This is a genomic window from Acinetobacter sp. KB005 (genome assembly GCF_049949095.1).
Taxonomy (GTDB): Bacteria; Pseudomonadota; Gammaproteobacteria; order Pseudomonadales; family Moraxellaceae; genus Acinetobacter; species Acinetobacter calcoaceticus.
Genome location: NZ_CP188191.1, coordinates 585,949 through 612,663 on the forward strand (window position 1 = coordinate 585,949; position 26,715 = coordinate 612,663).

Below are 26,715 nucleotides of genomic sequence, written 5' to 3' on the forward strand. Positions count from 1 at the left end.
GAAGTGATACTAAATATGAGAAATGAATTAAGAGAAATTTTTATTAAGGGATGCGACGATAAAATTGAAAAGAAAGGAGACAATGTCGGTCTGTCTTTTTATGCTTTTTTTAAAAATAAGAATGATAACCCTGAGCTACTTATGGAAGCAGCCCATTGGTGGATTATGTTGCATAAGCTGGACCACTTCGAGAAGGCAGTTAAGATTAAAAAGTTGGTTTTGAGTGAAAGTTAGAAATAGTATCATTTAAAAAAACTTAGATTTAATCTGACAGATACTCTGAGAAATGGGTAACTGTCAGATCTGGTTTAAGCCTTCTATTTGGTTAAGAGTTATTAAGAAGCTAATTGGGTGATAATTATTTGAGCGTTCTCATGGCCCTGTTCAGCTGCTTTCTCAATCCATTGTTTAGCTATTTCATAATTCTTAGAAACACCTAAACCTTTAGCGTATAAAATACCTAGGTTAAACTGAGCATTCGCATTACCTTGGGTTGCCGCTTTTTGATACCACTCTACTGCTATCTTATAATCTTGAGCAGTACCATCTCCATACTCATACATAACGCCCAGACTATATTCACCATCGGCGTTTCCTTGTTCCGCTGCCTTTTCAAACCATTGCTTTGCTATTTTATAATCCTGTGCAACTCCTACCCCATTTGCGTATAAATTACCTAAATTGTATTGAGCACTAGATCGTCCTTTTTCAGCTGCTTTTTGATACCACTCAGCTGCTAATTTATAATTCTGAGGTATACCATTCCCATTTTCATAGATGACTCCAAGATTATATTCAGCATCTCTATTACCTTGTTTGGCAGCTTTTTCGAACCACTGTCTTGCTAAGATATAATCTTGAGGAACACCCAAACCTTGAATATAAAAAAGGCCCAATTTTACTTGAGCATCTGTATCTTCTTGATGCGCCATATTTTTAATTTCTTCAATTAGAGCATTATTCATATTAAGAGTCCTAATTTCCTGTGCATAAATAGAGTGTGAAATTACGTATATGGAAAATATTAAGAAAAATTTTTTAATATTAGACATAAATTTAATAAAGAAACATGAAATTAATATTTAAATATAATATCCAAATTATTATAGCTAAAGATAAAAAAATATTACTAATATTCTCAGCATTTCAATATTAACAAGCAAAAAGCCCAACTTCCGTCAGGCCTTTCCTCCTATTCTCATCAAACCCGACTTAAAAAGTATTCAAGTAATAAATCCCTTTCATCGGTGTTATTGGTCCCCAAAAGCTGAACCATCGCGCCATCAATCACAAATAAAAACATGTGCGCATCTGCAACTGTAGAGGTAGACTTTACAGTTAAAAGCAGTTTATGAATTTCTTTAATGAACCATTTTCGGTAGTCAATCACGAGTTTATATGCTGCTGGATAGATCTTTTCAATTTCAAAAATGGCTTTAAATGGCAAACGATAAAAGCCTTCTAAATTTGCATGTAAGAGGTAAATTTTCTTGAGTTTATCGAATGCCATGAGTTCACGATACGAATGAATAATTGAAAACACCTCATGTTTTAAGGCATCTATTTGAAAAGTTAAGCTCATCTGAATGAGCCTTTCTTTTGAGTGAAAATAGTTATAAAAAGTGGCTTTAGGGATTTTGGCTTCCTCAATAATTCGATCTATCCCGATGTAAAACCCATTTTGATTAAATAAATCTTTTGCTGCGTGGAGCACGCTTAATGCTCTAAATGATGCTTCTAAATTTGGCATTTTTATACCGTTTAAAATAATTTTTTGTTGTATGTAAAAGAGATAGAAATGCCGTCACTCTTAAATTGAGCGCTAAAAACAGGCATGCGAAAACGACACAAAAATGGTGTGCTTGCCTATCTCGGGTTTTATTGTTGCTATGATTTTTTAGTCGTAATGACCTATGGCTTAAAACCTAGAGTCGGTTAAACCTTTTTAAAGACCAGTTGGGTAGAGAGGTAAAGATTTTGGCAAAGATTGCCAATGAGAGAGATGAAATAGTACGCATAACGGCGGACTCCTTTTGATTTAGAAGAGTCTTACCAATTACTGTCAAATAATGGTGGCAAGACTAGAAGGGTTGACAGACTGGTACAAAAGGAAACCAGCGCACGCAAGCGTGCCCCTCCTAGCCTCACCATAAAGGCGTGACTTAAGAGAACGCACAAAACGAAATAATACGTTGTTGTGCGCCTTTTGTTCCAGCTCTGTCAAAAGCTAACTGGCAATGTAGGCCAGCACGCAAAGGATAATCCGCACGTTTTTGAGTGTCAATGTAAGGTTGAATAGAAATTGGTTAAATAATTATTGTTGTTTATTCAATTAGATATTTAAGCTAAACAGTCATTCAACTTAAATTTAAAGATACCATGGTAATAATAAAAATGGTGGCAGAACGAAAAGAGGTTAGCAGACTGGACACACAGAACCAGCACACCCGAAGGTGTCCTCTTATCGCTCTACCATAAAATGGTGGCAAAACGAAAAGGGATTAGCAGACTGGTACAAAAGCAACCAGCACACCTGAAGGTGTTCCCTTATCGTTCTACCGTAGAATGGTGGCAGATTGATAAGGGGTTAGCAGACTGGGCACAGTACCAGCACACCCGAAAGTGTCCCCTTATCGCTCTACCCTAAAGTAGTTTACAGGCAAAGAATAATTCTCAAGATTTTAAGTGTCAATGTTCATATATTATTAATTTATAAAATATTTTTATTCTCATTGGCTCATTTTTTCATTGTTAATTTATCATTCATTTTCAAACCTGTTTAAATGAATCGATTGATCACGCCATAAATAAAAGCTACAGTAAATAAAGTTTGAATTTTATAACTTTAAATAAATTGATAACGCATGCAGGCAAAGACATGGAAACCATACATGATTTTTATCGCCGCTTTTCTTTAACCAGAGATAGCGATTACTCGGTTCCATCGACTTCGTTTGGACATTTTAATGTGTTCCAACGCGATGCCTGCTCGTTTCTCACGCCTTATAGCCGCCGCGATTATTATAAAATTTCACTGGTTTTAGGCACAGGTGACCTTCACTACGCCAACCGCTGGATTCGGGTAGACCGCCCTGCTTTACTGTTTTCAAACCCGATGGTGCCCTACGCTTGGGAAATTAATTCGCCCGAACAAGCAGGCTGGTTTTGCCTATTTACCGAAGAATTTGTAAACCAAGAATCAAGACAAAGCTTTTTAAAAGACTCCCCACTGTTTAAAGTCGACGGCGACCCGCTATATTTTTTAAATGATCAACAAGTTGATGAAATTTCATTTGTTTTCAAAAAGATGATGACTGAAATAAATTCAGACTACATTCATAAATACAACGTTTTAAGAAACTATTTGCACCTGATTGTACATGAAGCCATGAAAATGCAACCCACCCAACAGTTTGAAAAACATAGCAATGCTGCGGTTCGGATTTGTCATTTATTCTTTGAGTTATTAGAGCGCCAGTTCCCAATCGACTCACCCCATTTTCAACTTAAACTCAAAACGGCAAATGACTATGCCTATGGTCTATCGGTGCATGTAAACCATTTAAACCGCGCTGTAAAAGAAGCCACAGGCAAAACCACGTCTGAACATATTAGCTCGCGCATTACGCAAGAAGCCAAAGCGCTATTGCAACACACCAGTTGGAATATTTCCGAAATTGCTTATAGCTTAGGCTTTGAATATTCAGCGTATTTCACCAACTTCTTTAAGAAAAATACGGGTTTTTCGCCTAAAAAGTTCCGTGAAGACTGTGTGGCCTAAAAACAGATTGTTTGAATTTTATAATTATTGGTTTGAATGTTATACGTCAGTTTAAGCCAAAGCATTTTATAGTTTTCCTACTCAAGTGATTTTGCAAAAAAGAGTGTGAAAAATGAAATATAGAACTTTAGGACAAACAGGCGAAAAAGTATCAGCACTTGGTTTAGGTTGCATGGGAATGAGCTTTGCCTATGGTGCCTCAGACGACACACAAAGCATTGCAACCCTAGAAAAAGCCTTAGACCTCGGCATTAACTTTTGGGACACCGCCGACATGTATGGCAACGGCGCAAACGAAGTTTTGCTGTCAAAAGTTTTAGAAAAACACCGCGACAAAGTATTCTTGGCGACCAAATTTGGCTTTCGCTATAAAGAAGATAACCTCAACCCACAAAACTCTTTAGAGTCTTATATCGACGGCTCTCCAGAGTGGATTAAAGTTGCGGTCGAAAACAGTTTAAAACGTTTAAATACAGACGTGATCGATTTGTATTATGCGCACCGCATTGACCCGAATATTCCAGTTGAAGACACCATTGGCGCAATGGCTGACTTGGTCCAACAAGGTAAAGTTCGCTACTTAGGACTCAGTGAAGCTTCGGCTGAAACCATTCGTAAAGCACATGCGATTCACCCGATTGCAGCGGTTCAACATGAATATTCGCTACTCACCCGTGAATTTGAGCAAACCCATTTGCAAACCATTCGTGAGTTAGGCATTAGTCTTGTACCGTATTCACCGCTATCGCGTGGTTTAATTACCAATACGCTCGATGTGGGCAACCTAGAAGAAAACGATTTCCGTCGCCAATTACCGCGTTATCAGGGCGATAACTGGAAAAATAACCAAAGTTTAGCGCAAGCATTTAGCGAATTTGCCCAAAGCAAAAACGCGACAGCGGCTCAACTGGCTTTGGCTTGGATTTTGGCGCAAGGTGAAGACATTATTCCAATTCCGGGTACGCGTAAAATCGAGCGACTTGTAGAAAATGCTGGCGCTGTAGACCTTGATTTAACAGCGGCGGATTTAGCAGAAATCGACGCAATTATTGCGAGATACCCAAACATGGGCGCACGCTATAACGCTGAGCAACTTGCTGCGGTAAACCATTAAAATATGAGCTATAAAAAAGTCCGACTTAATGTCGGACTTTTTATTTAGTCTTTGCTATAACTGCCCTGCTGGCGTCCATCGTTCCAAGTTACGTCTAATGATTTTTCAGAAATCGTCAGGCTTTCTGGAAATATACTTAAATTCTTTTTGAATTTAGAGTCTGGTTTTAAACCAATACAGTTGCCATTTTTCCACCATGTGCCTTCGGCATATTGGTCTAAAGCGCCATAAGCTAACATCCATTTAAACTTGCCGTCTGGCTGAAGTAAAAGTTCCGAACCAACTTCCATCACACCATTTAAATAATAGTGTCCACTCCAAGCCTGATCGGCTTGCTGAAATTTCACCTCTTTACATACGCTCGTTGGCTCTGCATAAATTTGAGAAGAAATCGCAATCGTAGAAAGTAGTAGCAACCGTGCAAATATATTCATTATTTAATTCCCTATATTTTTAGACTTATTTTCCAGACTCAACTTTTAAATAAGTTCCGTCTGCATACACGTTGTGTCCAAAGCCACAACCCGAGTTACCCTCGTTTTGTTTGACCTGAATGAAGTTTCCTAATTTCGCATTGGTTTTAAAATCGAGCTGAATGCGGCAGTCTTGATCTTTATAGACGATTTGCTTTTTATTGCTCGGCATTGTGGTGCCAAACTCACCCATGTTCGGGCCGTAAATTAAGCTTCTAAGGCCCATATATAAACCAGCATAGCTGATTGCATATTGCCCCTTCTCACGGCTTACCGTGATGTGGTCCCACTCACCAAAACCTGAGTAACGGACATATTCACCAGACAAGTCATTTGATGCTTTAGGTGCAGGTAATTGCTTAAGGTTAAATTGGCTCGATTTTGATTTTTCATCGAGCATAAACCACGATCTTGCCCAAAGTGGCTGACCCAGTTTGGCATAGGCTAAACCCACGTTATTGTTAGCAACTTCTATATCTCGGTCAGTAAATTTAACGGTGGTTTCATCTGCATTGGCTTTACAAAATGCAGTCCAAGATGCTTGGTTTTGAAAATTTTCTAGGGCTTTTTTATATTGTTTTTGGTCGTAATTTTTCTTACCTAAGCTCGCGTATTGCTTCACTTTATTACAGCTTTGTTGTAGCTCTTGTGCAAAAGAAAATTCTGCATGAGTAACCGATAAAGCCGAAAGTGTGAGAACCGCGCAACCTGAAATAACAGATTTAATCATTTTTAAAATTCTTTAATAATTAACTAATTATATAATATGAGCTAGTTCGACAAATCACAATTCTCTGCAACAAAAGTCCATTAGAATGGCTTATTAAAATGTATGTCCATGATCCATTTATCAACACATATAAAAAGGCCTGAACATTTAAGCTCAAGCCTTTTTGATTTTTAAACTCTAACCACAAACAAACTGGGTTTACAGATACTCAGCTAAGAAGACTCTGTTAGACTCAAACTAGAATGATGATTTTGACAAATTGCGCTTTGCAAAATTTTCATACTATTTTTAATCGCATCTTCCACCTGTATTTGACTCTCTCCCATGAAATGAATTTTTGCAGGAATATTTTCATAACTAAAATTGTTATGGTCGCCGCTTTCTTGGATTAACTGATAAGTAATCGTTTCATTCTCTAATTCTTTAATGCCATTAAATAAAAAACCAGAACTATAGGGATTCGGCATCATCAGAAAACCAGTGATTTTTGTATTTACTGGCTCTTGTGGAATATTCATTGCCGCCTTAATCCACATTTCATATAAATCGACTGACTCATTGCGTAATGTAATGAACGGAATTTCCCCGCCACCGACTCGCCCGCCAACCTCTAAAAAGACCAGCTCACCTTTAGACTCAATAAATTCGAGATGAATCGCCTGATCTTTTAATTTTAAGAATTTACATACGTCTAAAGTAAATCTTTCTACTTTTTGAATAAACTCAGAATTATCAATCGTGACTGAGCCTAATGGCGCACCGTTTCTGAAGTCTAAACAGGTATTAATATATTTTGAGACTTTAAAGTAAGGCATTTTATTGTCAGAAATAATCGCATCGACGTGATAGATATCTCCCTCAATAAATTCCTCTACTTCGTAGCCCGCATAGGAAGACAGTCGTGGTATATCAGCCAATTCACTGATTTTTATTACGCCTTCAGAAGCTGCACCTACTTGAGGTTTTAAAATAATCGCTGAGCCACTTTCTTGCAGAAACTTTTCAATGTCTTGGTGTGAAGACACTTCTGCATATTTTGGATAACGGACAGTAGAATGAGCTAAAGCATCCTTCATTTTTTTCTTGTTACGGCACAACAAATTGTCTTCAACTGTTGCACCCACAATATTCAATTCAGTTCGAATGCGAGCGGCAGCATCGAGGTCATATTCCGAGATAGCAATCACGTAATCTATTGGCTTTTTTTCATAGATTTTTACGGCTTCTTTTAATACATCCTCTTCATTTAATTGTTCTAAACCCGCTATGTAGTAACAGTTTGAAGAGGTGATATAGCGCATCGTTTCTGTTAATGAAATATAAGAGACATGGACGGCATTGTGATCTATATATTTATTAAAGTCAGACAATTCATCGTCATATCTATTGATGATTAATACATGTTTCATATGACTTTCACCTGCTCATGTATATGTGTGACTAAACTACGGATCTTATCTTCACTTTCAGAACAAAGGATGATGTAGCCTAATCGCGAGGTCCAATCATGGTTACAAGCGAGTTCATCGTCTGCTTCATAGTAAAAGTGATGGTGTACACATTCAGGCGCTTCTAACAGTTGCTCTAGCCCACTAAAACCTTTAAAAAGGCGGTGATTGCCTTGTGGAATAAACGCAATTGCAGAGACCATATTTTTCTCTATTGAAGGTGAATATGGCAGGTCGAGGTATTCGCTCAGTACAGCTTGTGCGAGGTCAAAATTAGTCGCCAGTTTAATTAACTCAACAATATTGTCACCCGGTAAACGTGCAGCTAACTCAATTGCAATCGCTTTTCCTTGAGGCGTTACTCTCAGTTCTAGGTGAAAAGGTCCGATGTTTAATTCTAAGGTTTGAATGACTTTTGCGGCATAATCAAAAACGTGTTCAGAAAATTGACCGTCATATTGATTACCCACAATATGCCCAATTTCGACAAAGTAAGGTTCTGGGCCTAATAGTTTTTCTGTCAGTGAAGCGAAGGTTATCTTTCCATCTGTATGAACAATTCCTTCAACACTGTATTCCTTCCCAACGATATATTCTTCAACAATTAAATCACCACTTGCATAGAAGCCAATATCATTCGGTTTAGATTTCCAGATCGCTTCAACTGTTTGTAAAAGCTCCTCAAAATCTGCAACTTTTTTAACAGACATACTGCCCGCCATATCAACCGGCTTCACTACAGCTGGAAACTTAAACCCTTGAGGTAAGCAGATCTCTTTACCCTGTGAAATCAAGGCATATTTAATATCGCTTAAACCTGACTTGGTTAGCTTGTCACGAAATTTGAATTTATTTCGAACCGTTTGAGCTGTCGTATATTCAAGAGAATTTTTGGCAAATGAATTACCTAGCTGTGCTGCCATAGGTACGGCATATTCAACCCCCGGTAATATCGCTCTTACGGTCTTTAACTCATTAATTTTAGAGAGTTGGCTATGAAAATCACTGGTATCTATTTTTATTATCTCTTTTGCTTTTTGTCGCATTGTTCCATCAATGCTGCACTCTCCTTCGTCAGTAGAAAAAACATATAAATCTATACCTAATTCTTGAGCGGCATTTAAATAAGTGATGCCTGAAGAAATAGGTTCTATAACTACTACAGTCATTGTTACAGTCTCCGTTAGAGACCAAAACTTTCCAACTCACACAGAGGCTGATTTAAAATTTTATTAATTATTGGGGTAGAACCGACACCCACAGTTAACTCGTGAGAGTCCAAATAATTTGAAAAATCAAATCCATTATTCGTCCACGTACAAAACGGGATATTTATAATATTGACCTCAGCTTCAACTTGCTCTCGAAAAACATTGACGCAATGTTGATGGTAATGACTTAAAACTGACCGATTAATCGCATAAATATTCACTTTAGAAATAGGATTTTTTCGGATGAGATCCAATCCCCGAGTAAGTGCAGCACCCATGCCACTTCCACCGCTTACAATATTAAGCGTAGATATGGCCTTCTCGTATTCAGGTTCTATATGATTATTCAGGTTGTATTCTAATTGGTCACCAATCGCTAGCATTTGAAATAAGTTAGAAAATATTCCATTTGGTCTTAATTTTATGTGCAAAACAAAAAAATCATAATTTTTCACACCCAGTGAAACCACAGAGTAACTTCGAATTAAAGATTCTGATGGGTGTTTGATATTTACAATTGCTTTAGAACTAAAGAAGGTCCTTTTAATTTTAAATGTGAGCTCAACAATATTTTCAGAAAGAAAATTTCGAGTTATTAATTGAGCCACACTAAAATTATTAACCAATGGTGCGATTTCAACATCGCTCTGAGCATAGCTAATACAAGGCAAGAACTCTTTATCTATGGCAACGTGGTTTCCCGATTCATATACGACTCCACCTTTTAGTTTACATCGACAAACTCGGCACACACCTTTTAAACAGCCTTTCATCACTGTGCTATCAGGCACTGCATTGATAAGAGGCTGCTCAGAATCAGCAATGAAAATATGCTCTTTAATGCGAACATTCACCATTGGCATATTCTAATTCCATTGCTATGAAAGGGTTTCAGCACGCACAGCCTGAAAATACTCTCCTACCATCGGAACAAAGCTATTGATATGCTTGATTGCAAGATCAAAGTCTTCTTGTGTTTTAATTACAGAAGAAAGCATATCTGTCATCATGCCGCTATGGTCTTCAGCTTCATCAAATGCAACATGCGAAGCTGCGCCCGATACAGCCTGATTCCCCATATGAACACCCGCTTTTTGCGTAATAAAATTATTAAATTTGTCGCCATAATATTCGAGGAACCAGTCCCAAACGACTGCTGGCAATGCACCAAATTTCTCTACACAAAAGTTTAAATACCCCATCAGTTTCCATGTTTCAGGAAATGCATTTTTTGAAATAATCTGATCTGAAGAATATCCATATTTAGTCAAGTCTTGACCAAACATTTCATCGTGTCCAAATTCATCATATAAATAATATGAAAGCTGTTTTGCAGCAGAGATATTATTGATTGCTGCAACGCGTACAGCATTTGCATCTAACTCATTATTCATATGAATGCGAATAACGCACTCTAAAATATGTCGTTTATAATATTTTTCATCGAACCAGTCTTCATTATGAAATTTATGCATAATTTCATCTTTTTTAAACTCGCTATGCATAGCATGATCAACCGCACTTTCTAATTTTTTCAGACTTTCCTGTGAAAAAAACACGTTTTATCTCCGTTATATTTAAATTATTATCCAAGTATTAAATACTTATTTAGCTAGAATTAAGATTGTTATTAATTAAACTTAAAACAAGCAAATATTATGTTTAAATATATTTTATAAAATGTCAACAAAATATTATTTATTAGAATTTCTAACTAAAATAAGTATTATTAATCAAAAATAAAAGTAATAAATTTAATTAACAATTAAGCAACAATATTATTTAAACAAAAAAATTAATTCCAATTATTATTCACCACCAACAAAATTTAAATAACTTACACTTCATGGAAAAGAAGGAATTTAACAGGGCTATATTATTACAAAAAATAATGTAGAATCCTTGTGGCTAAATATATGGAAGTATTATAAAAGTGAATAATTTAATTATCGGAACCCTATTTGCGCTCTGTGCAGCTGCACTCAATGCCTCTATTGGTGTAATTAGTAAATTACTCATGCATAGTGGTTTAAACCCACAAGATATTGCCTTTTTAAAAACCATTATTGCCTTTTTCTTTTTAAGTGTTTTTTTATTTAAAGTCCCTGTTAGCCAGAAGATTGCATACATAAGTAGCACTCCGAGCAAGCTCAGTGTTTTTGCTCAAATTGCGATATGTGCCTTTTTAGGCATTTTCTCTCTATTCTTTTTCGAGACCATTGCCTACAACCACGGTGCTGCGGCCAATGTGGTCGTGGTACTCATGGCTTCAGCAGCTATTTCAGCTTTATTTTTTGGCAGGTTAGTTTTAAAAGAAAGTATTTATATTCATTCAATTATTGGAACATTATTAGCTGTAACGGGTATTAGTGTAATTTCTTGGAAAGGTGAAAATAGTTTATTAATGCTTATCAATGCTTCTATTGCAGGTATTGGATATGGTTTATTTTCAGTATTAATTAAAAAATTCAAATTAAATGGTGGTTTATTTCTAACCAAGTACTTATTACTTTTTGGTAGTGTTTATCTTGCTGTTCCCTTTTTAATCAACTTTCATAGCATAAACTTTAACACTGACATTATTTTAGGTTTGGTTGGCTTAGCAGTCTTGCCTACCATTCTTGGCTTTTTCTGTACCACCAAAGCTTTGTCTTACATGAGTGCGGCAAAAGTACAAGTGACTGAGCTTTCTGAGCCAATTTTTGCGGCACTCATGGCTTGGGTCTTCATTCATGAGCAACCAACTTTATCTTTTTTATATGGCGCAATTTTCATTATTTCAGGCATCTTTTTAATGAATAGAGCGCCTAAATCATAATTTGGCTAATTTCATTTATATTGCTCTGCGTGGTGGCAAGCCACTTGCACCACACTGGCAAAATTAATCGCCATTTGTGAAGGGGCATGTTTTTTATATGCAAGCGCTAAGCCCACCGTAGGTACTGGCGCTTGCAGCGACCGATAAGCCACACCCTGTATTTGCAATTGTTTGGTCGACTCTGGAACCAAAGATACCCCCAAGTTTGCAGACACTAACGATAAAATTGACACAATTTGCGGAGCATTTTGTCCAATTTTAGGTTCAAAACCACAGTTTTGGCAGGCTTGTCTGATCGCATCAAAAAGTCCTGCACTAATTGAAGGTGGAGAGACAATAAAATCAAGCTCTCGAAGGGAAGCTAAATCAATTTCTTTTGATGACTCGTCTAGTTTAAAAGACTCTGAAGGCAAGGCTGCAATTAAAGGTTCAGCCAATAATTCTTGAACGATTAAGCTCTCTGGAATGTGACTTGGAGGCCGAATAATCGCGACATCTAAACGATCTTCAAGCAGTAAGTCTATGAGCAGCAACGTGTTAGCCTCTTCAAGCTTTAAATTCACTTTAGGATATTGCTGCTGAAAATAGCGAACGCATTTAGGAATTAGAGGATTCAACATTGAAGTGCCTGTAAAACCTAATCGCAATTGCCCAACTTCACCATTTGCCACTTGTTTGACCAAGTTCGCTGCATCTTCTACACGCTGCTGCACAGGCTGAATGGCATTTAAAAAGGCAAGCCCAGCTTCGGTCAGTTCCACCCCATGCGGAGAACGAATAAATAAATCTGCACCTAACTCTTCTTCTAAGTCTCTTATTTGCATGCTTAAAGGAGGCTGGCTCATGTTTAAGCGATGCGCTGCTCTGGTAAAGTTTTTTTCTTCTGCTACCGCTAAAAAGTAGCGTATATGTCTGAGTTCCATCGCTATATATAAAACATATCATGACCTATTGTTAAATATATTAGAAAAATACCATCTAAATTGCTAATTTTAATTTATCGAATTTTCTCGATGAAGCACGCCGAAAGGCGCTGCACCTCTTTTCTGTCATGGTCATGATATGAGCTCTTCATCTACACCCAGTACCTTAAGCACTGAAGCAACTTCTGTTCTTTCCCGCGATTGGATTCACAAAGGTACTAAAGCCTATAAGCACGCTGGTTTCGCTTTATTCCTCGTAGGCTTTGCTAGTTTCTCTCTGATTTATTGCGTACAGCCACTTCTGCCAGCGTTTAGCCAAAGCTTCCAGATTAGCCCTGCAAGCAGCTCTTTAGCCTTGTCTTTAACGACCGCCTTTTTAGCGATTTCAATTGTACTATCGAGCGCTTTTTCACAAGCGATTGGCCGTCGTGGTGTGATCTTTAGCTCAATGCTGTGTGCAGCTATTCTTAATATTGTGGCGATGTTTACACCTAACTGGCACAGTTTACTGATAGCTCGAGCACTAGAGGGTCTGTTACTCGGTGGAGTACCCGCTGTAACTATGGCTTGGATTGCTGAAGAAATTGCACCTGAACACTTTGGTAAAACCATGGGTTTATATATTGCAGGTACGGCATTTGGTGGAATGATGGGCCGTGTCGGCATGGGCATTTTGATTGAATATTTTTCTTGGCGCACTGCTTTAGGCTTACTTGGGGTAATTTGTTTTATTTGCTCGATTGCCTTTTTGAATTTACTTCCTGCTTCGCGTAATTTCGTCCAGAAAAAAGGTTTAAATTTAGATTTTCACATACAAATGTGGCGTACCCATTTAAGTAATTTCAAATTACTACGTCTGTTTGCCATTGGATTCTTACTGACCAGTGTATTTGTGACTCTATTTAACTACGCTACCTTCCGTTTAAGCGGAGCGCCTTATTCACTCAGCCAAACTCAAATTAGCCTTATCTTCTTGTCGTATAGCTTCGGTATGGTGTCTTCATCATTAGCAGGTGGCCTAGCCGACCGCTTCGGTAAAAAAACCATGATGATGAGTGGCTTTGCCTTAATGATTGTGGGCAGTCTCATGACGCTGCTCACCTCTCTTTTTGGCATTATTATCGGTATTGCATTTATTACAACGGGTTTCTTCATTACCCACTCACTCACAAGCAGCTCAGTAGGTGCTGAAAGCAAACAAGCTAAAGCCCACGCCAGTTCACTGTACTTACTTTTTTACTATATGGGTTCGAGCATTGTTGGCTCGGCAGGTGGTTGGTTCTGGTTACATGGCGGATGGAGCGCCATAGTCGGTTTAACCGTTGTACTTTCATTACTTGGAATATTTTTAGCGGTTTCTACCTCACACGCAAAAGCTCATTAATTTTTAATTTAAAGGAACCTCACATGTCGAGTCTATTTGTTTATGGCACTTTAGGTCCGGGCCGACCTAACGCTCATATCCTTGAAAATATTGGCGGACAATGGGCAGAAGGCTGGGTAAAGGGAACCTTACGTAACGAAGGTTGGGGCGCAGATTTAGGCTATCCCGGAATTGTGCTCGATGATGCTGCTAATCAAGTTCAAGGTTTTGTTTTTAGCTCAGAACACTTAGATTCGAACTGGAAATTGCTTGATGATTTTGAAGGTGAAGAATATGAAAGAGTACCTGTTCAGGTCACTTTAAATAGTGGCGAACGTGTTGATTCTTTTATTTATGTGCTGAAAACTAACTAAATATGATAGCGTGCTGTCTTCTCAAAAGTAGACCGCACGCATCCGCGTATTTTACACGGTAGGCACAGTTCCACCATCAATCACAAACTCAGTTCCAGTAATTGCCGAAGCACGATCAGACACTAAATAAGTAATCAAATCTGCAACCTCCTCCGGTCTATTTGGGCGTCCTAACGGAATCCCACCCAAAGCGTTCATAATGATTTGCTTGCCACCTTCATAATTTGTTTCCGCTTCAAGTGCAAGACGTTCTGCCAAAGCTACAGCAGCTTTGATTTCAATCCATCCCGGCGCCACACGCACAACACGAATCCCCTTTGGAGAAATCTCTTTAGATAAACTTTTACTATATGTAGATAACGCCGCTTTTGCTGCTGCGTATGCAGTTGTTGATTCTGGTAAAGGTAATTCTCTTTGAATAGATGTTACATGAATAATAACGCCGGTACCTTGCTCTAGCATCAAAGGTATCAATGCCCGATCCAAACGAATGGCAGGCATCAAATTTAAATTGATTTCTCGCTCCCACTCTTCATCACCCAATACAGCAAACCCGCCTGCCGGGGCAGATGAACCACCTAAGACATGTACAACAATATCAATTTTCCTCCAGTGTTTCTGCACAGCCTGCGCTACATCACGGCATCCTTTAGCTGTAGTTAAATCAGCTTCAATAAAATGCACATTTTGTGGTAAATCCCGTACAGGATGGCGAGCGACAGTCATGACATCCACACCAACCTGATGTAGTGCTCTTACAACAGCGGCTCCAGTTCCTTTGCTGCCGCCTGTAACCAACGCCCTTTTTCCCAACAGTTGTAAAGGAAAATTCATACTGTAATCTCCAATACTTCAATTTTTTCATCGTTTAGCTGGAAGGCATAATGTAAATTGATCGGGCTGCCAGGGAAGTTACCCTCCACACGTGCTACAACTAAATGCTGCCCATCTTGCACATCAATGCTCAGGGGTTCCACATGATATTCATATTGAGTTGAAGCCTGCTGCTTCCAGCCTAAGATGGCCTTATGACCAACATATTCACGACCTTCATCGCGTACAACGCCATGCTCTGTAAAACAAGCAACTACAGCTTCTGCCGTCTGCCGATCTGATTCAAAATAGTATTGAATTATTGATGGCAATAAAATTTGATGAACCATATCTCTAAGCCTTATGTGAATTGATGCTTTTGATTGTAGCTTCACAATATTCTTGTTATAAGAGGGATAATATGGGATGAATTAATGCATAAATCGGGACAATGAATAACACAAGTCTAACGGACCTAAAAGCTGTGATTGCTCTTGCCAACCACCGTAATTTTCGTTCAGCCGCCGTTGAATTAGATATGTCATCTTCAGCACTCAGCCGAAATATTGCTCAGCTAGAACATAATTTAGGGATACGATTATTTAACCGTACAACCCGTAGTGTTTCACTGACCGAAGCAGGTCTACAGTTTTTAACGCGTATTACACCAGCTTTAGAACAAATTGATCTTGCTGTGCAAGAGACATTAGACCGTCGTGCCACTCCCTCAGGAACATTAAGAATCAATGCGGAAGAAGGCATGTCTCGGCAAATTCTGCATTCTGTAATCATTGAATATATACGTCGCTATCCAGATGTACGAGTTGATCTCGTTTCTGATGGAGAGTTTATTGACATTGTAAAAGAAGGTTTTGATGCTGGCATACGTTTCTCAAGTACCGTCCCACAAGATATGGTTGCTATTGAAATAGGCCCAAAGCAATCCATGGCCGTAGTTGCAGCCCCAACTTATCTAAATACACATGGCATCCCCGACATACCTTCTGATTTGTTAAAACATCAATGCATCCGTCTACGATTGCCTAGCGGTAAAATTTATAAATGGGAGTTTTCCCAACACAATGAATCTTTAACTATTGATGTTTCAGGACATCTCACAATTGACACCTATATGTTAGCCATTGACAGTGCTTTATCTGGGATTGGCTTGGCCTACACAGGGCATTGGTTTGTAGCTCCGCTCATCGAACAAGGTAAACTGGTAAGGGTTTTGGAGGACTGGACGCCTCTCTATGCTGGTTTATGCTTATATTACCCACAAGGAAAACACCCGAGTGCCGCATTACGTGCTTTCATTGACTTAGCACGTGAACAACGACTCATTCCTTCCCATCCAATTCTTTAAACTATCTTTCATTATCAGATGTGAAAAACCATCTAACTGCTCATTTTTTGGCTTGTATTTTTTTTAAGAAACTGTAAAATTCATTCCACATCGCCGGCATAGCTCAGTTGGTAGAGCAACTGACTTGTAATCAGTAGGTCCACAGTTCGAATCCGTGTGCCGGCACCATCATTAAACCTCATGAATATTTGATTTATGGGGTTTTTTGTTATCTATAGGTTTGCAATACGCAAAAATTATAGCTATTTCCAAAATCTGGTACAGATCTATTGATCTACACCCTTCAAATTATTTTTGGTATTTCTCCAATTCAGTAACCATCTCTTTTGCCGCTGCTATAATTTTAGGCAAAACATATTAATAATAGTTTTAAAGAATATCTTTTCGAGAAAAAACTCTTGTCAAAAACTTTGTTTTTAAATTCGATAGACACTTATTATAAATTTAAACTTCAAAATAACTTTATAAAACCAATTTATTTTTTTAAAAGCAAAATATGATGCCGCTAATTTATTAAAAAATATAGGATTAAAATAAGAAATATTAAAAAGATAAGATTATAATGCGCCCCAAACAAGGTCATGTTAATAAGACCTATTTTATAAACTTTAATTCATTACGATACCAACAAGGAAAAATATGAAACTCCGTTTTATTTTACCTGCTTTATTTCTAACGTTGCCTTTAACAACATATGCCCAAGACACCACATCTCAAATTCAAAACGTTGCAAACCCACCAATTTGCTTAATTGAGGGTACTCCTTCAGCCGAACACTATAAATCTATTAAACGAGTCAAAGTCGCAAAAGGAACATATGGTGGTTTTGAAGAAATAAAACCTAAATTAGCCATTGTTGCCCGTAAATATGGTGCAGATGTGGTGATTAATTATCATCAAAGCCAAAGATTTGGCTTCTGGCCGTGGCGTATTGTTCGTCCAGTACTCACAGGAACTGCTGTGAAATGGAATACGCCTGTTGATTGTGCAGCCTTAGGTGGAAAAGAAATTCGTTAATACAAAATGAAAAAAGCCCAACATCCTGTTGGGCTTTTTTCGTATTTCGTTACTAGGTACACTTCCTGTAATACCTCACGTCCTGATGCATAAACTTATTGTTGTTGTTTTACGTTTTGGAACTTCCTGTTCCCGTTAAGTGCATCATAGGTAATTTATGAAATCATAGAAAGACGCAAATTTCCCGAATGTATGTAAGAAAAAGCGTACATGATTCTTTTAAATTTAAAACTTGATTTATCTATCATTGAAATAAAAATATGAATTTATAAACAAGTTCTGTTCGTCAATTAAATAAGAAAACGATATAATGAGTTTATTACTTTATTTCTAAAATAAATTTAAAAACAACAAGGAACTTAAATGTTTACTTTACCATCAAATCTTTTTCAACCCTTAGCGCTCATACTCGCATGCCTTATTTTTATTGTAAGTAAAATGCCGCAGCTAAAATATAGAAAAACTATATTATTTCTAGCGATGAGTAGCCTTACTTTAATGATTATTTTAGGAATATTTGGCTTCTTTAATTAAGTTTTATTTCTTGCTCTTCTCTATCATTTTTTCAAAGTGTCTAAGGTTTGGGTTGAGCGTATCCCAATTATAGGCTTGGCTCACAAAGACTTCCGCCCTAGGCTGATAGAGACTTGGGTCATCTAAAGTTCCTGCACGTATTGAAATCATTTCAGGGGCAATTTCAGGCAAGCCAAAAAGCTGAGAACCACAAGTTGGGCAAAACGCTCTTTTAATGGAGCGACCAGAAGAACCTAACGTCTCAAAATATTTAAGCTCGCCACTCACTGTTAATTCAGATTGATGAAAAAAAGCAATTGGTGCATATGCCGAACCCGTCGCCTTCTGGCAATCTCGACAATGGCAATTAAAGCTATAACGTGGCTCTACTTCGCTTTGGTAGCTCACTGCTCCACACAAACACGATCCCTGATATTTAGCTGACATAGCTCATCCTATTTTTTTATTGCTGTGATTTGAATATAACGTACATATCCAGCTTGGTAGAGTTGTTGGCATAACTTTGCAGTCATTTGAATTTTAAAATTTGCCAATCCTCGGCTTTGGTTTTGGTCTTGTTGGTTTTGAATATATTGTGAAAAACCGAGTAATACAGGTTCTGATAAATCTTCAATTTGAATATCGACAAAACCTTGTTGTTCTAAAGCATTTCGTAGCGTTTTCTCGTTTGGCACATTGTCCCAAACCACGTCTGCTGCTTTAAGCAGATAGCGATACTTTTGTTCTTGTAAGACTGTCATGTTTTGACATGAATCAGCTTTCATTAAGTAATGAAAACCTAATCGGCCTTTTGAATTTAAAACTGGAGTGACTGAATCTAGAAATGAATTTAAATTGCTGTGATAAGCCGCGTCGATACACAACACCACATCGAAGCGTTGTTTAAATTCAAATTGTTTTAAATTTAAAAATGAACCCATGTAAATCTGGTTTACTTCGGGAATAAGTTTTTGAATTTTATTAACACATTTAGATTGTAGTTCAACTGCACTAAGGCTTTTGGGCTGATAGTGTTGTAACCAGTGCATTAAACTTGCACCCTGTCCGCAGCCTAAATCTAAGAGACGATCTTTTGAATTTAAATGAACTGCTTGTGCCAAATGATCTGCCAATTGGCAACAAGCTTCACAATAGTTTTGGGTATTTTTCCAAAAGCCCAAATTTGTCCAAGCAAGCTCTCCATCATCTCCCAAGCTTGATGCATCAATTGCATATTTATGGGGAATGAGTTTAGAAAGAGCTGCTCGAACTTTTGTTTTCACAATTTTAGTAACCGAGCTCAGGAGCAACTTCAACCTGAGGTTTTAAACCTACAAATGGTAAAGGTGCACCTAAAATTTCAGCAATGTGCATTGCAGAAGTAACGGCTGACTCTAAAATTGGCAAGCCATCACATGACCATGAACCACAGTAGAATACTTTACGGTTTAAGTCTAAATGACGTTGTTGCAATTCTTTATTTAAAGCAATTGTTTGCGAGTCAACTACTGCACGCGTTAAGGTCACTTTTGAAATAACTTTTTTAGGGTCAATATCAGTGACTGGACGCCAAGTCTGGAATACAGGATTTTTACCAACGAGTGTTGGTTCAACTGCATTCATCCAAACTGTGAATTGCTGACGCGTAAACTTACGATCCATCATATAGCTAAGCACCGACCAGTCTTTACGGCGTGGTGGCATGACTGTGGCATCTGTATGAATCACAAGATCGCCTTGCTCAAAACGGAATTGCTTCAGCAGCTTCATATCTTCAGCAAATTGTTCAGGGTTTAAAAACTCATCGATCTTAGATGTCGGAGTTGCAACAATCACGCGATCAAATAAATTCTGTTCACCTTGGCTGTTTTCAACCAGTACTTTTTCGCCTTGTAATTCAACTTTCTTAATCGCTGATCCGCTATGGATGTCGATATCTTTAATTAAGCTATCTACAAATGCAGGTGTACCACCTTTCATACGTAACAGCATGTCGCCATCAGTTAAGTGACGTAAAAACTCAAGTAGATTTTTTGCAGGCCAGTCGCCAATTGTTTTTGGGTTACAAGTACAAATGGTATATAGCACTGGCATTACAACACCATGCCAGAATACTTCTTCTATATCGTTCTGATTAATGAATTCAGCGAGCGTAATATCTTGATTTTTAGATTTGAAAAACTGGTGGATTGCTGTTTTTAATTGCAACATCCCTTTCACAAGACGCCAGCCATATTGCTGGATGCCTTTACGGTTATTGATAATTGGGAAATTACCAATACGGCTACGAGATGTAGTTAACCATGTTTCAGTACGGTCTTCAAATAACCAGCTACATGACATATAAGTACGAACCGGAAAGGTTTTAATGCCTAAATGAGCAGCAAGGCTGAGTGTGTTTTTCCACAAATGTGGATTCATAACACGCAGTGGTGCATCAATAATTCCACCATCGAACTCAATACTATGGCTATCCATTCCCCGGCCAGGAAGTGCTTCAAATATCGTGATCGTATGTCCTGCATCTTTCAGAATTCTTGCTGCCGCAAGACCTGCCATTCCACTGCCAATAATTGCGATATTCAAAATGATGTCCCATTTTTCGAGAATTTTTTTGATTATCACTCATACCCTAAAAAAACACCGTATTAAAAACTACCAGATTTTTATTTTTTGCATCAATTTATATAGAAAATATTTAGCTGCTAATCAGATCGGCTTTGTATATTTTTTTACAAAAATATACAACCACATAAAAACTCATATTTTTTATAAATTTAAAAAAAATCTTTTAAATAAAATAAGATAATTTAACTATATTTATATCATGTGTTTTACAACTATCTTTTTTTGAGATATCATAGCAACACAATAATGAGAACCAAGTCACATAAAACAATGCCGCAACAACAATGAAATCCATCATAAAAACAGAACCTTTACAGCGAAAAAGCCCGCTATTCACACTTGATAGCGGGCTTTTTATTACTTTGCTTTAATAGCGAATTAAGCGCAATTAAACAATTTATCCTTCTTGCATGAGTGAACCGAATTTTCCACGATTAAAATCATTAATCGCTTCCATAATCTCAGCTTTGGTATTCATTACAAATGGGCCATAGCCTTCAATTGGCTCATTAAGCGGTTGACCAGTTAACACCAAGAATTTAGTGTCTTCTTCTGCACTTAAAGTGAAATCAACACCCTCACGCGATAAAATCGCAACAGTTTTACCTTCAAGACGGTTTGAGTCATTAACCACAACTGCCCCATCTAACACCACAACAAGCGTCGTATGACCTTCAGGTACATAAAGGGTATGTTTTTGGCCTTTAACCAGTTTGCCATCCCATACATTTAATGGACTAAATGTAGTTGCTGCACCTTCTGCATCTGCATATTCACCTGCAATAACACGCAAGTGACTACCATGCTCATCTAGTGCAATGTCTGGAATATCTTTGGCTTCAATCGCTTGGTATTTTTCAGGCGTCATTTTTGAATTGGCAGGTAAATTTACCCACAATTGCACCATCTCAAAAAGACCGCCATGCTCTGCAAATTCAGGAGAATGGAACTCTTCATGTAACACGCCTGCACCAGCAGTCATCCATTGCACATCACCAGTTTTAATAGTTCCGCCACCGCCGCTTGAGTCTTTATGCGTCACTTCACCTTGGTAGGCGATTGTTACTGTTTCAAAACCGCGGTGAGGATGTGAACCTACACCTTGCTGTTCAGTCGTTGGTGAGAAAGTATAAGGCGCTGCATAATCCAGTAGCAAAAATGGGCTTAGGGTTTGGCCTAAACGATCATAAGAGAACAGGTTATATACAGGGAAACCATCACCCACCCAATGCATCTGGTTATTTTGATATGCACCAAGAAATTTCTTCATCTGATCTCTCCTATATATGTAGGATTTTCTTGAACTGGTATTGATTTTACGCCTCAATAATTGCAGTTTATAGATCAGGATTAGCAACACATTATTTCATCTATGAGACAATCGTGCCTTTTCAGAATATGTCTCGGCTATCGTCCTATTTTTAAAATTCTTAATCCTATTTTTTAGACTTAATCACAACATAAAACTCAACTAGCATAATTTTAGGCAATGATGACCTACTTAATAATTTTTGATTATTTATTTTGATAACACGAGGACATAAAAAATGGCTCAAGATTACGTACGTTTAGACAAGGATAATGCTGCGGTTCTTTTAGTTGACCACCAAGCAGGTTTACTTTCTTTAGTTCGAGATATCGATCCAGATAAATTTAAAAATAATGTATTAGCACTTGCAGATGCTGCGAAATATTTCAATTTACCGACTATTCTTACCACGAGTTTTGAAAACGGTCCAAACGGTCCTTTAGTTCCAGAATTAAAAGAGCTTTTTCCAGATGCGCCATTTATTCCACGTCCTGGCCAAATCAATGCATGGGACAATGAAGACTTCGTAAAAGCTGTGAAAGCGACAGGTAAAAAACAACTGATTATTGCAGGTGTAGTGACTGAAGTTTGTGTAGCATTCCCTGCTTTATCTGCACTCGCAGAAGGCTTTGAAGTGTTTGTGATTACCGATGCTTCTGGTACTTTCAATGAATTAACACGTGATGCTGCTTGGGACCGTATGTCAAAAGCAGGTGCTCAGCTTATGACGTGGTTTGGTATGGCGTGTGAGTTACACCGCGACTGGCGTAATGATGTGGAAGGTCTAGGTGCGTTGTTCTCAAATCATATCCCTGATTACCGCAACCTGATGACAAGCTATAGCTTTAATACCTCACAAAAATAAGTTCTATTGCCAAGATTAGAGTGCTTAAGCGCTCTAATCTTAAATTTAAATGGATTGATCGGACATTGATAAGCTCTTTTGATGATTTTTATTATTTCTATTTGGTCGTAAAACACGGCGGCTTTAGTGCGGCCAGTGATGCTGAAAATATTAGTAAATCTAAGCTCAGCCGACGCATTATTGACCTTGAAAATAAATTTAACGTTAGCCTCATTCAAAGAACGACCCGCCATTTTAAAGTGACCGACTTGGGTCAAGAGTTTTATGAGGAATGCTGCAAAGTTATTGCTCAAGTTGAATGTGCAGAAAACGTTTTGTTAAAGCAAAAAAGTGAACCCCAAGGGTTGGTAAAAGTGAGTTGCCCACCTTTGATGATGCATTTTCAAATTAGAAAAATTTTAAATCAGTTTTTAAAAACCTACCCTAAAGTTGAAATCGCACTCGAGCTAACCAGCCGTCGAGTAGATATTTTGCATGATGATATCGATCTTGCCATTCGGACCAATTTTGAACCGAATGAAGATTCAAATTTAATTGTTCGTGATGTGATTAAAACTGACCACTGTCTAGTGGCTTCGCCTGAATTACTTCAAGGCCGTACTATTGAGCATTATTCCGAATTAGAAGACTTTCCAAGTATTAGCTTGGGAACCCAAAAGCAAAATTATATCTGGCATTTATGCAATATCCGTAATGGCGAATCGGTTGATGTGCCTTATCAACCACGAATAAAAAGTAATGACTTGGCAGGTGTCTACTATGCCGTTATGGACGGCCTAGGAATCGCGGACCTTCCCTTTTTAACCGTTGAATCTGAAATTCGTAAAGGCAAACTTATTCATATTCTGCCTGACTGGAAGTCAAATATTGGCATGCTACAATTGGTTTATGTGTCTAGAAAAGGCCAACGTCTTGTGGTTGAAAAACTCATTGAAACGCTGATTGAAGAACTGCGACGTTTGCCTGAAAGCCATGAAGGATATCTGTCGACTTAAACTGAAAAAACCGGTCATGAATGGGCATGACCGGTTTTTGTGAAACATCACATACAGCATAACTGCATGTTTTCGTTCAGAACAAAACGAACTCGCTTTGTTCCTTACTCAGATAAGTCTACGCATAGGTATTTCATTTCAACATATTCTTCAATGCCGAATTTTGAACCTTCACGACCTAGACCTGACTGTTTTACGCCACCAAACGGAGCAACTTCATTTGAAATTGCGCCTGTGTTAATGCCGACCATACCGTACTCAAGTGCTTCGCCTACTCGCCATTGACGAGCTGTGCTTTGTGTAAACAAATAAGCAGCTAAACCAAACTCGGTATCGTTCGCCATTGCCACTGCTTCATCTTCAGTTTTAAAGCGGAATAGCGGTGCAAGCGGACCAAAAGTTTCTTCTTTAGACACTTTCATGTCTTGCGTTACGCCAGTTAAAACTGTTGGTTCAAAGAATGTGCCACCAAGTGCCGAGCGTTGACCACCAATACGAATTGTTGCGCCTTTCTCAGTTGCATCTGCAATGTGAGACTGCACTTTTGCAATCGCATCTTCATCAATTAAAGGCCCTTGAGTTGAACCTTCTTGACGTCCGTCACCAACTTTAAGCTTAGACACCGCTTCAACCAAACGCTCTGCCAATGCATCGTAAATACCGTCTTGAACATAGATACGGTTTGCACAAACGCATGTTTGACCGCTGTTACGATATTTACTTGCCATAATGCCCTGAACCGCTTGTTCAAGATTGGCATCGTCAAATACTACAACTGGTGCATTACCACCGAGTTCAAGTGAAAGCTTTTTAATGGTTGGCGCACATTGTTGCATCAAAATACGGCCAACTTGTGTTGAGCCTGTGAAGCTGAGCTTACGAACAATATCGCTTTCGCATAAAGTTTTGCCCACTTCAGCCGCATCACCACTAATGTTAATTAAAACATCAGCTGGTAAGCCTGCTTGTAATGCCAAAACTTCAAGTGCATAAGCTGTTAACGGCGTTTGCTCTGCTGGCTTAACCAACATTGAACAACCCGCAGCAATAGCTGGACCTGCTTTACGCGTAATCATGGCAGCCGGGAAATTCCACGGCGTAATTGCAGCAGTGACACCAATCGCTTGTTTAATCACTAAAAGACGTTGGTTTGGCAAGGTTGGTGTTAACACTTCACCATCCACACGACGAGCTTGCTCGGCAAACCAACGTATGAATGATGCTGCATAACCAATTTCACCGCGTGCTTCTGCCAATGGTTTACCTTGCTCAGCAGTTAAAATCTGTGCCAGATTTTCTTTGTGCTCAAGCATGAGGTTGTACCATGCCAATAACACATCAGCGCGAGCCAAGGCAGTTTGCTTTTTCCAAGCAGCTTGCGCTTTTGCTGAACGGTTAATTGCGGCTTCAACCCCTGCACGGTCATAGGTTTTCACCCATGCCAAAGTTTCACCCGTAGCAGCATCATTTACCTCGATATAATCATTTGATGCAGGCGCTTCTAATGAAATATCAGGATGTTTTAATAAATACTGCAAATTGTTTTGAATCATGCAGATTGCTCCATCGCTTTTGCACTACCTGCTTTGAGTGTCGCAAAACCTTGTTTCAGGATATCAAGGCCTTGACGGAATTGCTCAGCAGGAATGGTTAATGGATATAAGAAACGAATTACATTACCGTATTTACCACAAGTAAGAAGTAACAACCCGTTTTCCATTGCATAGTTTTGTACAACTTTTGCTTGCTCAGCAGTTTCTAGTTCTACTGCAACCATTGAACCTAATGCACGAATATCAGTCACTACATTGCCTGTTGCTTGCTGAATGTCTTTAAGCGCAACAACTAACTCGGCGCCTAATTCATTTGCACGGTCGCATAAGTTTTCTTCTTCAATCGCATCAATCACTGCATGCGCGGCAGCAACCGCAATCGGACTACCTGCATAAGTACCACCTAATCCACCTGGGTTTGGTGCATCCATCACTTCTGCACGACCAACTACACCCGAAATTGGGAAACCACCACCTAAGCTTTTCGCCATCGTGATCAAGTCAGCTTTAGTCTCGTAATGGTTCATTGCAAACAATTTACCAGTACGTGCAAAACCAGACTGAACTTCATCTGCTACCAATAAAATACCGTGCTTATCACAAATTGCGCGTAAACGTTTTAAGAACTCGGCTGGTACAACATGGAAGCCGCCTTCACCTTGTACTGGCTCAAGCACAATCGCTGCAACATCATGTGGTGCAATATCTTCACTGAAAATATCTTCAACGCTTTCAATTGCCACGTCTACTGAAATACCTTTTGCAGGCACAGGGTAACGTGCGTGGAACACACCAGCTGGCATAACACCAAAGTCACGTTTGTAAGGCGCAGTTTTACCTGTCATTGCCATGGTCATGAATGAACGACCGTGGAAACCGTTACCAAAAGTGATAATGCCGTGACGACCAGTGTAACAACGGGCAATCTTCACCGCATTTTCAACTGCTTCTGCACCTGTTGTGAAAAAAGCAGACTTGGCAGGTCCTGCAATTGGTGCGCGCTCATTAATACGCTCAGCTAAAGCGACATAGCTCTCATAAGGTGTAACTTGATAGGCAGTATGAGTAAATTTAGTTAATTGTTCAGTTACCGCTGCAATCACTTTAGGGTGGCGATGGCCTGTATTTAAAACCGCAATACCACCAGCAAAGTCGATAAATTGGTTGCCTTCCTTGTCCCAAAGCGTGGCATTTTCAGCTTTTTCAGCGTACCACTGACACATCACGCCTACGCCACGTGGAGTTGCTTGCTGTTTACGTGCGTTAAGTGCAGAATGTTGATTATCCATTTGATTCCCTCATATTTTCATCATCAGTTGCAGCTTTGGTTTTTACATCCTGTGCTTAATTTTCAGGGTGCTTTACAACAACTGCCTATGCATGTAATTTCGCTCGTCTGGCGGCAACTGACGAGAGCCATT

Annotated in this window: 27 protein-coding genes and 1 tRNA gene; 11 read left to right on the forward strand and 17 right to left on the reverse strand. The window is 38.6% G+C overall.

What is annotated here, in order from left to right:
• The first annotated feature begins 15 nt into the window (after window positions 1-15).
• Window positions 16-234, forward strand: a complete 219-nt coding sequence (locus tag ACPF64_RS02980; protein ID WP_005038153.1) for a DUF6500 family protein — start codon at window positions 16-18, stop codon at window positions 232-234.
• A gap of 101 nt (window positions 235-335) precedes the next feature.
• Here ACPF64_RS02980 and ACPF64_RS02985 read toward each other — a convergent pair whose 3' ends face one another.
• The gene (locus ACPF64_RS02985; RefSeq protein WP_426455543.1) at window positions 336-965 is read right to left on the reverse strand and encodes a tetratricopeptide repeat protein; all 630 of its coding nucleotides are present in this window, start codon (window positions 963-965) and stop codon (window positions 336-338) included.
• Window positions 966-1,201: 236 nt separating this feature from the next.
• Window positions 1,202-1,750, reverse strand: a complete 549-nt coding sequence (locus ACPF64_RS02990) for a TetR/AcrR family transcriptional regulator (protein ID WP_426455544.1) — start codon at window positions 1,748-1,750, stop codon at window positions 1,202-1,204.
• A 1,128-nt stretch (window positions 1,751-2,878) separates the two neighbouring features.
• Here ACPF64_RS02990 and ACPF64_RS02995 point away from each other — a divergent pair.
• Window positions 2,879-3,781 (forward strand): helix-turn-helix domain-containing protein, encoded by a 903-nt coding sequence (locus ACPF64_RS02995; protein WP_086399956.1) that lies wholly within the window; start codon window positions 2,879-2,881, stop codon window positions 3,779-3,781.
• 112 nt (window positions 3,782-3,893) lie between these two features.
• Entirely contained in the window at window positions 3,894-4,895 is a 1,002-nt protein-coding gene (locus ACPF64_RS03000) for an aldo/keto reductase (protein ID WP_127493581.1), read from the forward strand.
• A 44-nt stretch (window positions 4,896-4,939) separates the two neighbouring features.
• On the opposite strand, the gene ACPF64_RS03005 is transcribed toward ACPF64_RS03000, so the two are convergent.
• The 6 genes from ACPF64_RS03005 to ACPF64_RS03030 all read right to left on the reverse strand — a co-directional run bounded on the left by ACPF64_RS03005 (window position 4,940) and on the right by ACPF64_RS03030 (window position 10,316).
• Window positions 4,940-5,332 (reverse strand): hypothetical protein, encoded by a 393-nt coding sequence (locus ACPF64_RS03005; protein WP_035360711.1) that lies wholly within the window; start codon window positions 5,330-5,332, stop codon window positions 4,940-4,942.
• 22 nt (window positions 5,333-5,354) lie between these two features.
• Complete coding sequence (locus tag ACPF64_RS03010; RefSeq protein WP_426455545.1) at window positions 5,355-6,098, reverse strand: hypothetical protein; 744 nt, start codon at window positions 6,096-6,098, stop codon at window positions 5,355-5,357.
• 212 nt (window positions 6,099-6,310) lie between these two features.
• Complete coding sequence (locus ACPF64_RS03015; protein WP_426455546.1) at window positions 6,311-7,507, reverse strand: ATP-grasp domain-containing protein; 1,197 nt, start codon at window positions 7,505-7,507, stop codon at window positions 6,311-6,313.
• Window positions 7,504-8,715, reverse strand: coding sequence for an ATP-grasp domain-containing protein (locus ACPF64_RS03020; RefSeq protein ID WP_426455547.1), 1,212 nt, complete (start codon window positions 8,713-8,715; stop codon window positions 7,504-7,506). Before ACPF64_RS03020 ends, ACPF64_RS03015 begins: the two co-directional genes overlap by 4 nt.
• A gap of 14 nt (window positions 8,716-8,729) precedes the next feature.
• Window positions 8,730-9,620, reverse strand: coding sequence for an FAD-binding oxidoreductase (locus ACPF64_RS03025; protein WP_426455548.1), 891 nt, complete (start codon window positions 9,618-9,620; stop codon window positions 8,730-8,732).
• Between the two features lie 15 nt (window positions 9,621-9,635).
• Window positions 9,636-10,316 carry a hypothetical protein gene (locus tag ACPF64_RS03030; RefSeq protein WP_003653956.1) on the reverse strand — a complete coding sequence of 227 codons (681 nt, stop codon included), beginning with the start codon at window positions 10,314-10,316 and terminating at the stop codon, window positions 9,636-9,638.
• Window positions 10,317-10,690: 374 nt separating this feature from the next.
• On the opposite strand from ACPF64_RS03030, the gene ACPF64_RS03035 reads away from it, so the two are divergent.
• Window positions 10,691-11,575, forward strand: coding sequence for a DMT family transporter (locus tag ACPF64_RS03035; RefSeq protein WP_198078429.1), 885 nt, complete (start codon window positions 10,691-10,693; stop codon window positions 11,573-11,575).
• Window positions 11,576-11,586: 11 nt separating this feature from the next.
• Here the strand turns inward: ACPF64_RS03035 and sxtR are convergent, their stop codons facing one another.
• A complete protein-coding gene (sxtR, locus tag ACPF64_RS03040; protein ID WP_132070549.1) occupies window positions 11,587-12,498 on the reverse strand; it encodes a multidrug efflux pump transcriptional activator SxtR in 912 nt (303 codons plus the stop codon).
• A 139-nt stretch (window positions 12,499-12,637) separates the two neighbouring features.
• Here sxtR and sxtP point away from each other — a divergent pair, with 139 nt between their 5' ends.
• Together sxtP and ACPF64_RS03050 are read left to right on the forward strand one after the other, a co-directional pair.
• Window positions 12,638-13,882, forward strand: coding sequence for a multidrug efflux MFS transporter SxtP (gene sxtP / locus ACPF64_RS03045; RefSeq protein ID WP_426455549.1), 1,245 nt, complete (start codon window positions 12,638-12,640; stop codon window positions 13,880-13,882).
• A 23-nt stretch (window positions 13,883-13,905) separates the two neighbouring features.
• The gene (locus ACPF64_RS03050; protein ID WP_426455550.1) at window positions 13,906-14,235 is read left to right on the forward strand and encodes a gamma-glutamylcyclotransferase family protein; all 330 of its coding nucleotides are present in this window, start codon (window positions 13,906-13,908) and stop codon (window positions 14,233-14,235) included.
• A gap of 51 nt (window positions 14,236-14,286) precedes the next feature.
• Here ACPF64_RS03050 and ACPF64_RS03055 read toward each other — a convergent pair whose 3' ends face one another.
• Complete coding sequence (locus ACPF64_RS03055) at window positions 14,287-15,069, reverse strand: SDR family oxidoreductase (RefSeq protein ID WP_426455551.1); 783 nt, start codon at window positions 15,067-15,069, stop codon at window positions 14,287-14,289.
• A complete protein-coding gene (locus tag ACPF64_RS03060; protein ID WP_003653967.1) occupies window positions 15,066-15,398 on the reverse strand; it encodes a nuclear transport factor 2 family protein in 333 nt (110 codons plus the stop codon). The genes ACPF64_RS03055 and ACPF64_RS03060 overlap by 4 nt, the downstream gene beginning before the upstream one ends.
• A gap of 101 nt (window positions 15,399-15,499) precedes the next feature.
• On the opposite strand from ACPF64_RS03060, the gene ACPF64_RS03065 reads away from it, so the two are divergent.
• The 3 genes from ACPF64_RS03065 (at window position 15,500) to ACPF64_RS03075 (ending at window position 17,431) form a co-directional block, all read left to right on the forward strand.
• Window positions 15,500-16,414, forward strand: coding sequence for a LysR family transcriptional regulator (locus tag ACPF64_RS03065; RefSeq protein WP_426455552.1), 915 nt, complete (start codon window positions 15,500-15,502; stop codon window positions 16,412-16,414).
• Between the two features lie 92 nt (window positions 16,415-16,506).
• Window positions 16,507-16,582: transfer RNA gene (locus ACPF64_RS03070), tRNA-Thr, on the forward strand.
• Window positions 16,583-17,053: 471 nt separating this feature from the next.
• Window positions 17,054-17,431: a hypothetical protein gene (locus ACPF64_RS03075; protein ID WP_005038121.1), complete on the forward strand. Its 378-nt coding sequence runs from the start codon at window positions 17,054-17,056 to the stop codon at window positions 17,429-17,431.
• 537 nt (window positions 17,432-17,968) lie between these two features.
• On the opposite strand, the gene ACPF64_RS03080 is transcribed toward ACPF64_RS03075, so the two are convergent.
• From ACPF64_RS03080 to ACPF64_RS03095, 4 genes are all read right to left on the reverse strand, one after another.
• Entirely contained in the window at window positions 17,969-18,391 is a 423-nt protein-coding gene (locus ACPF64_RS03080) for a GFA family protein (protein WP_424608049.1), read from the reverse strand.
• 8 nt (window positions 18,392-18,399) lie between these two features.
• Window positions 18,400-19,227, reverse strand: coding sequence for an SAM-dependent methyltransferase (locus ACPF64_RS03085; RefSeq protein ID WP_426455553.1), 828 nt, complete (start codon window positions 19,225-19,227; stop codon window positions 18,400-18,402).
• A gap of 4 nt (window positions 19,228-19,231) precedes the next feature.
• The gene (locus tag ACPF64_RS03090; RefSeq protein WP_044425777.1) at window positions 19,232-20,530 is read right to left on the reverse strand and encodes an FAD-dependent oxidoreductase; all 1,299 of its coding nucleotides are present in this window, start codon (window positions 20,528-20,530) and stop codon (window positions 19,232-19,234) included.
• A 439-nt stretch (window positions 20,531-20,969) separates the two neighbouring features.
• Window positions 20,970-21,842, reverse strand: a complete 873-nt coding sequence (locus ACPF64_RS03095; protein WP_426455554.1) for a pirin family protein — start codon at window positions 21,840-21,842, stop codon at window positions 20,970-20,972.
• Between the two features lie 277 nt (window positions 21,843-22,119).
• Between ACPF64_RS03095 and ycaC the strand changes: the two genes are divergently transcribed.
• Both ycaC and ACPF64_RS03105 read left to right on the forward strand, forming a co-directional pair.
• Window positions 22,120-22,746 carry an isochorismate family cysteine hydrolase YcaC gene (ycaC, locus tag ACPF64_RS03100; protein ID WP_002052204.1) on the forward strand — a complete coding sequence of 209 codons (627 nt, stop codon included), beginning with the start codon at window positions 22,120-22,122 and terminating at the stop codon, window positions 22,744-22,746.
• A gap of 20 nt (window positions 22,747-22,766) precedes the next feature.
• A complete protein-coding gene (locus tag ACPF64_RS03105; RefSeq protein WP_426455555.1) occupies window positions 22,767-23,741 on the forward strand; it encodes a LysR substrate-binding domain-containing protein in 975 nt (324 codons plus the stop codon).
• A gap of 104 nt (window positions 23,742-23,845) precedes the next feature.
• Here the strand turns inward: ACPF64_RS03105 and ACPF64_RS03110 are convergent, their stop codons facing one another.
• Window positions 23,846-25,294, reverse strand: coding sequence for an NAD-dependent succinate-semialdehyde dehydrogenase (locus ACPF64_RS03110; protein WP_017391016.1), 1,449 nt, complete (start codon window positions 25,292-25,294; stop codon window positions 23,846-23,848).
• On the reverse strand, window positions 25,291-26,583 hold the full coding sequence (gene gabT / locus ACPF64_RS03115) for a 4-aminobutyrate--2-oxoglutarate transaminase (protein WP_426455556.1): 1,293 nt from the start codon (window positions 26,581-26,583) through the stop codon (window positions 25,291-25,293). The genes ACPF64_RS03110 and gabT overlap by 4 nt, the downstream gene beginning before the upstream one ends.
• Window positions 26,584-26,715 lie beyond the last annotated feature (132 nt).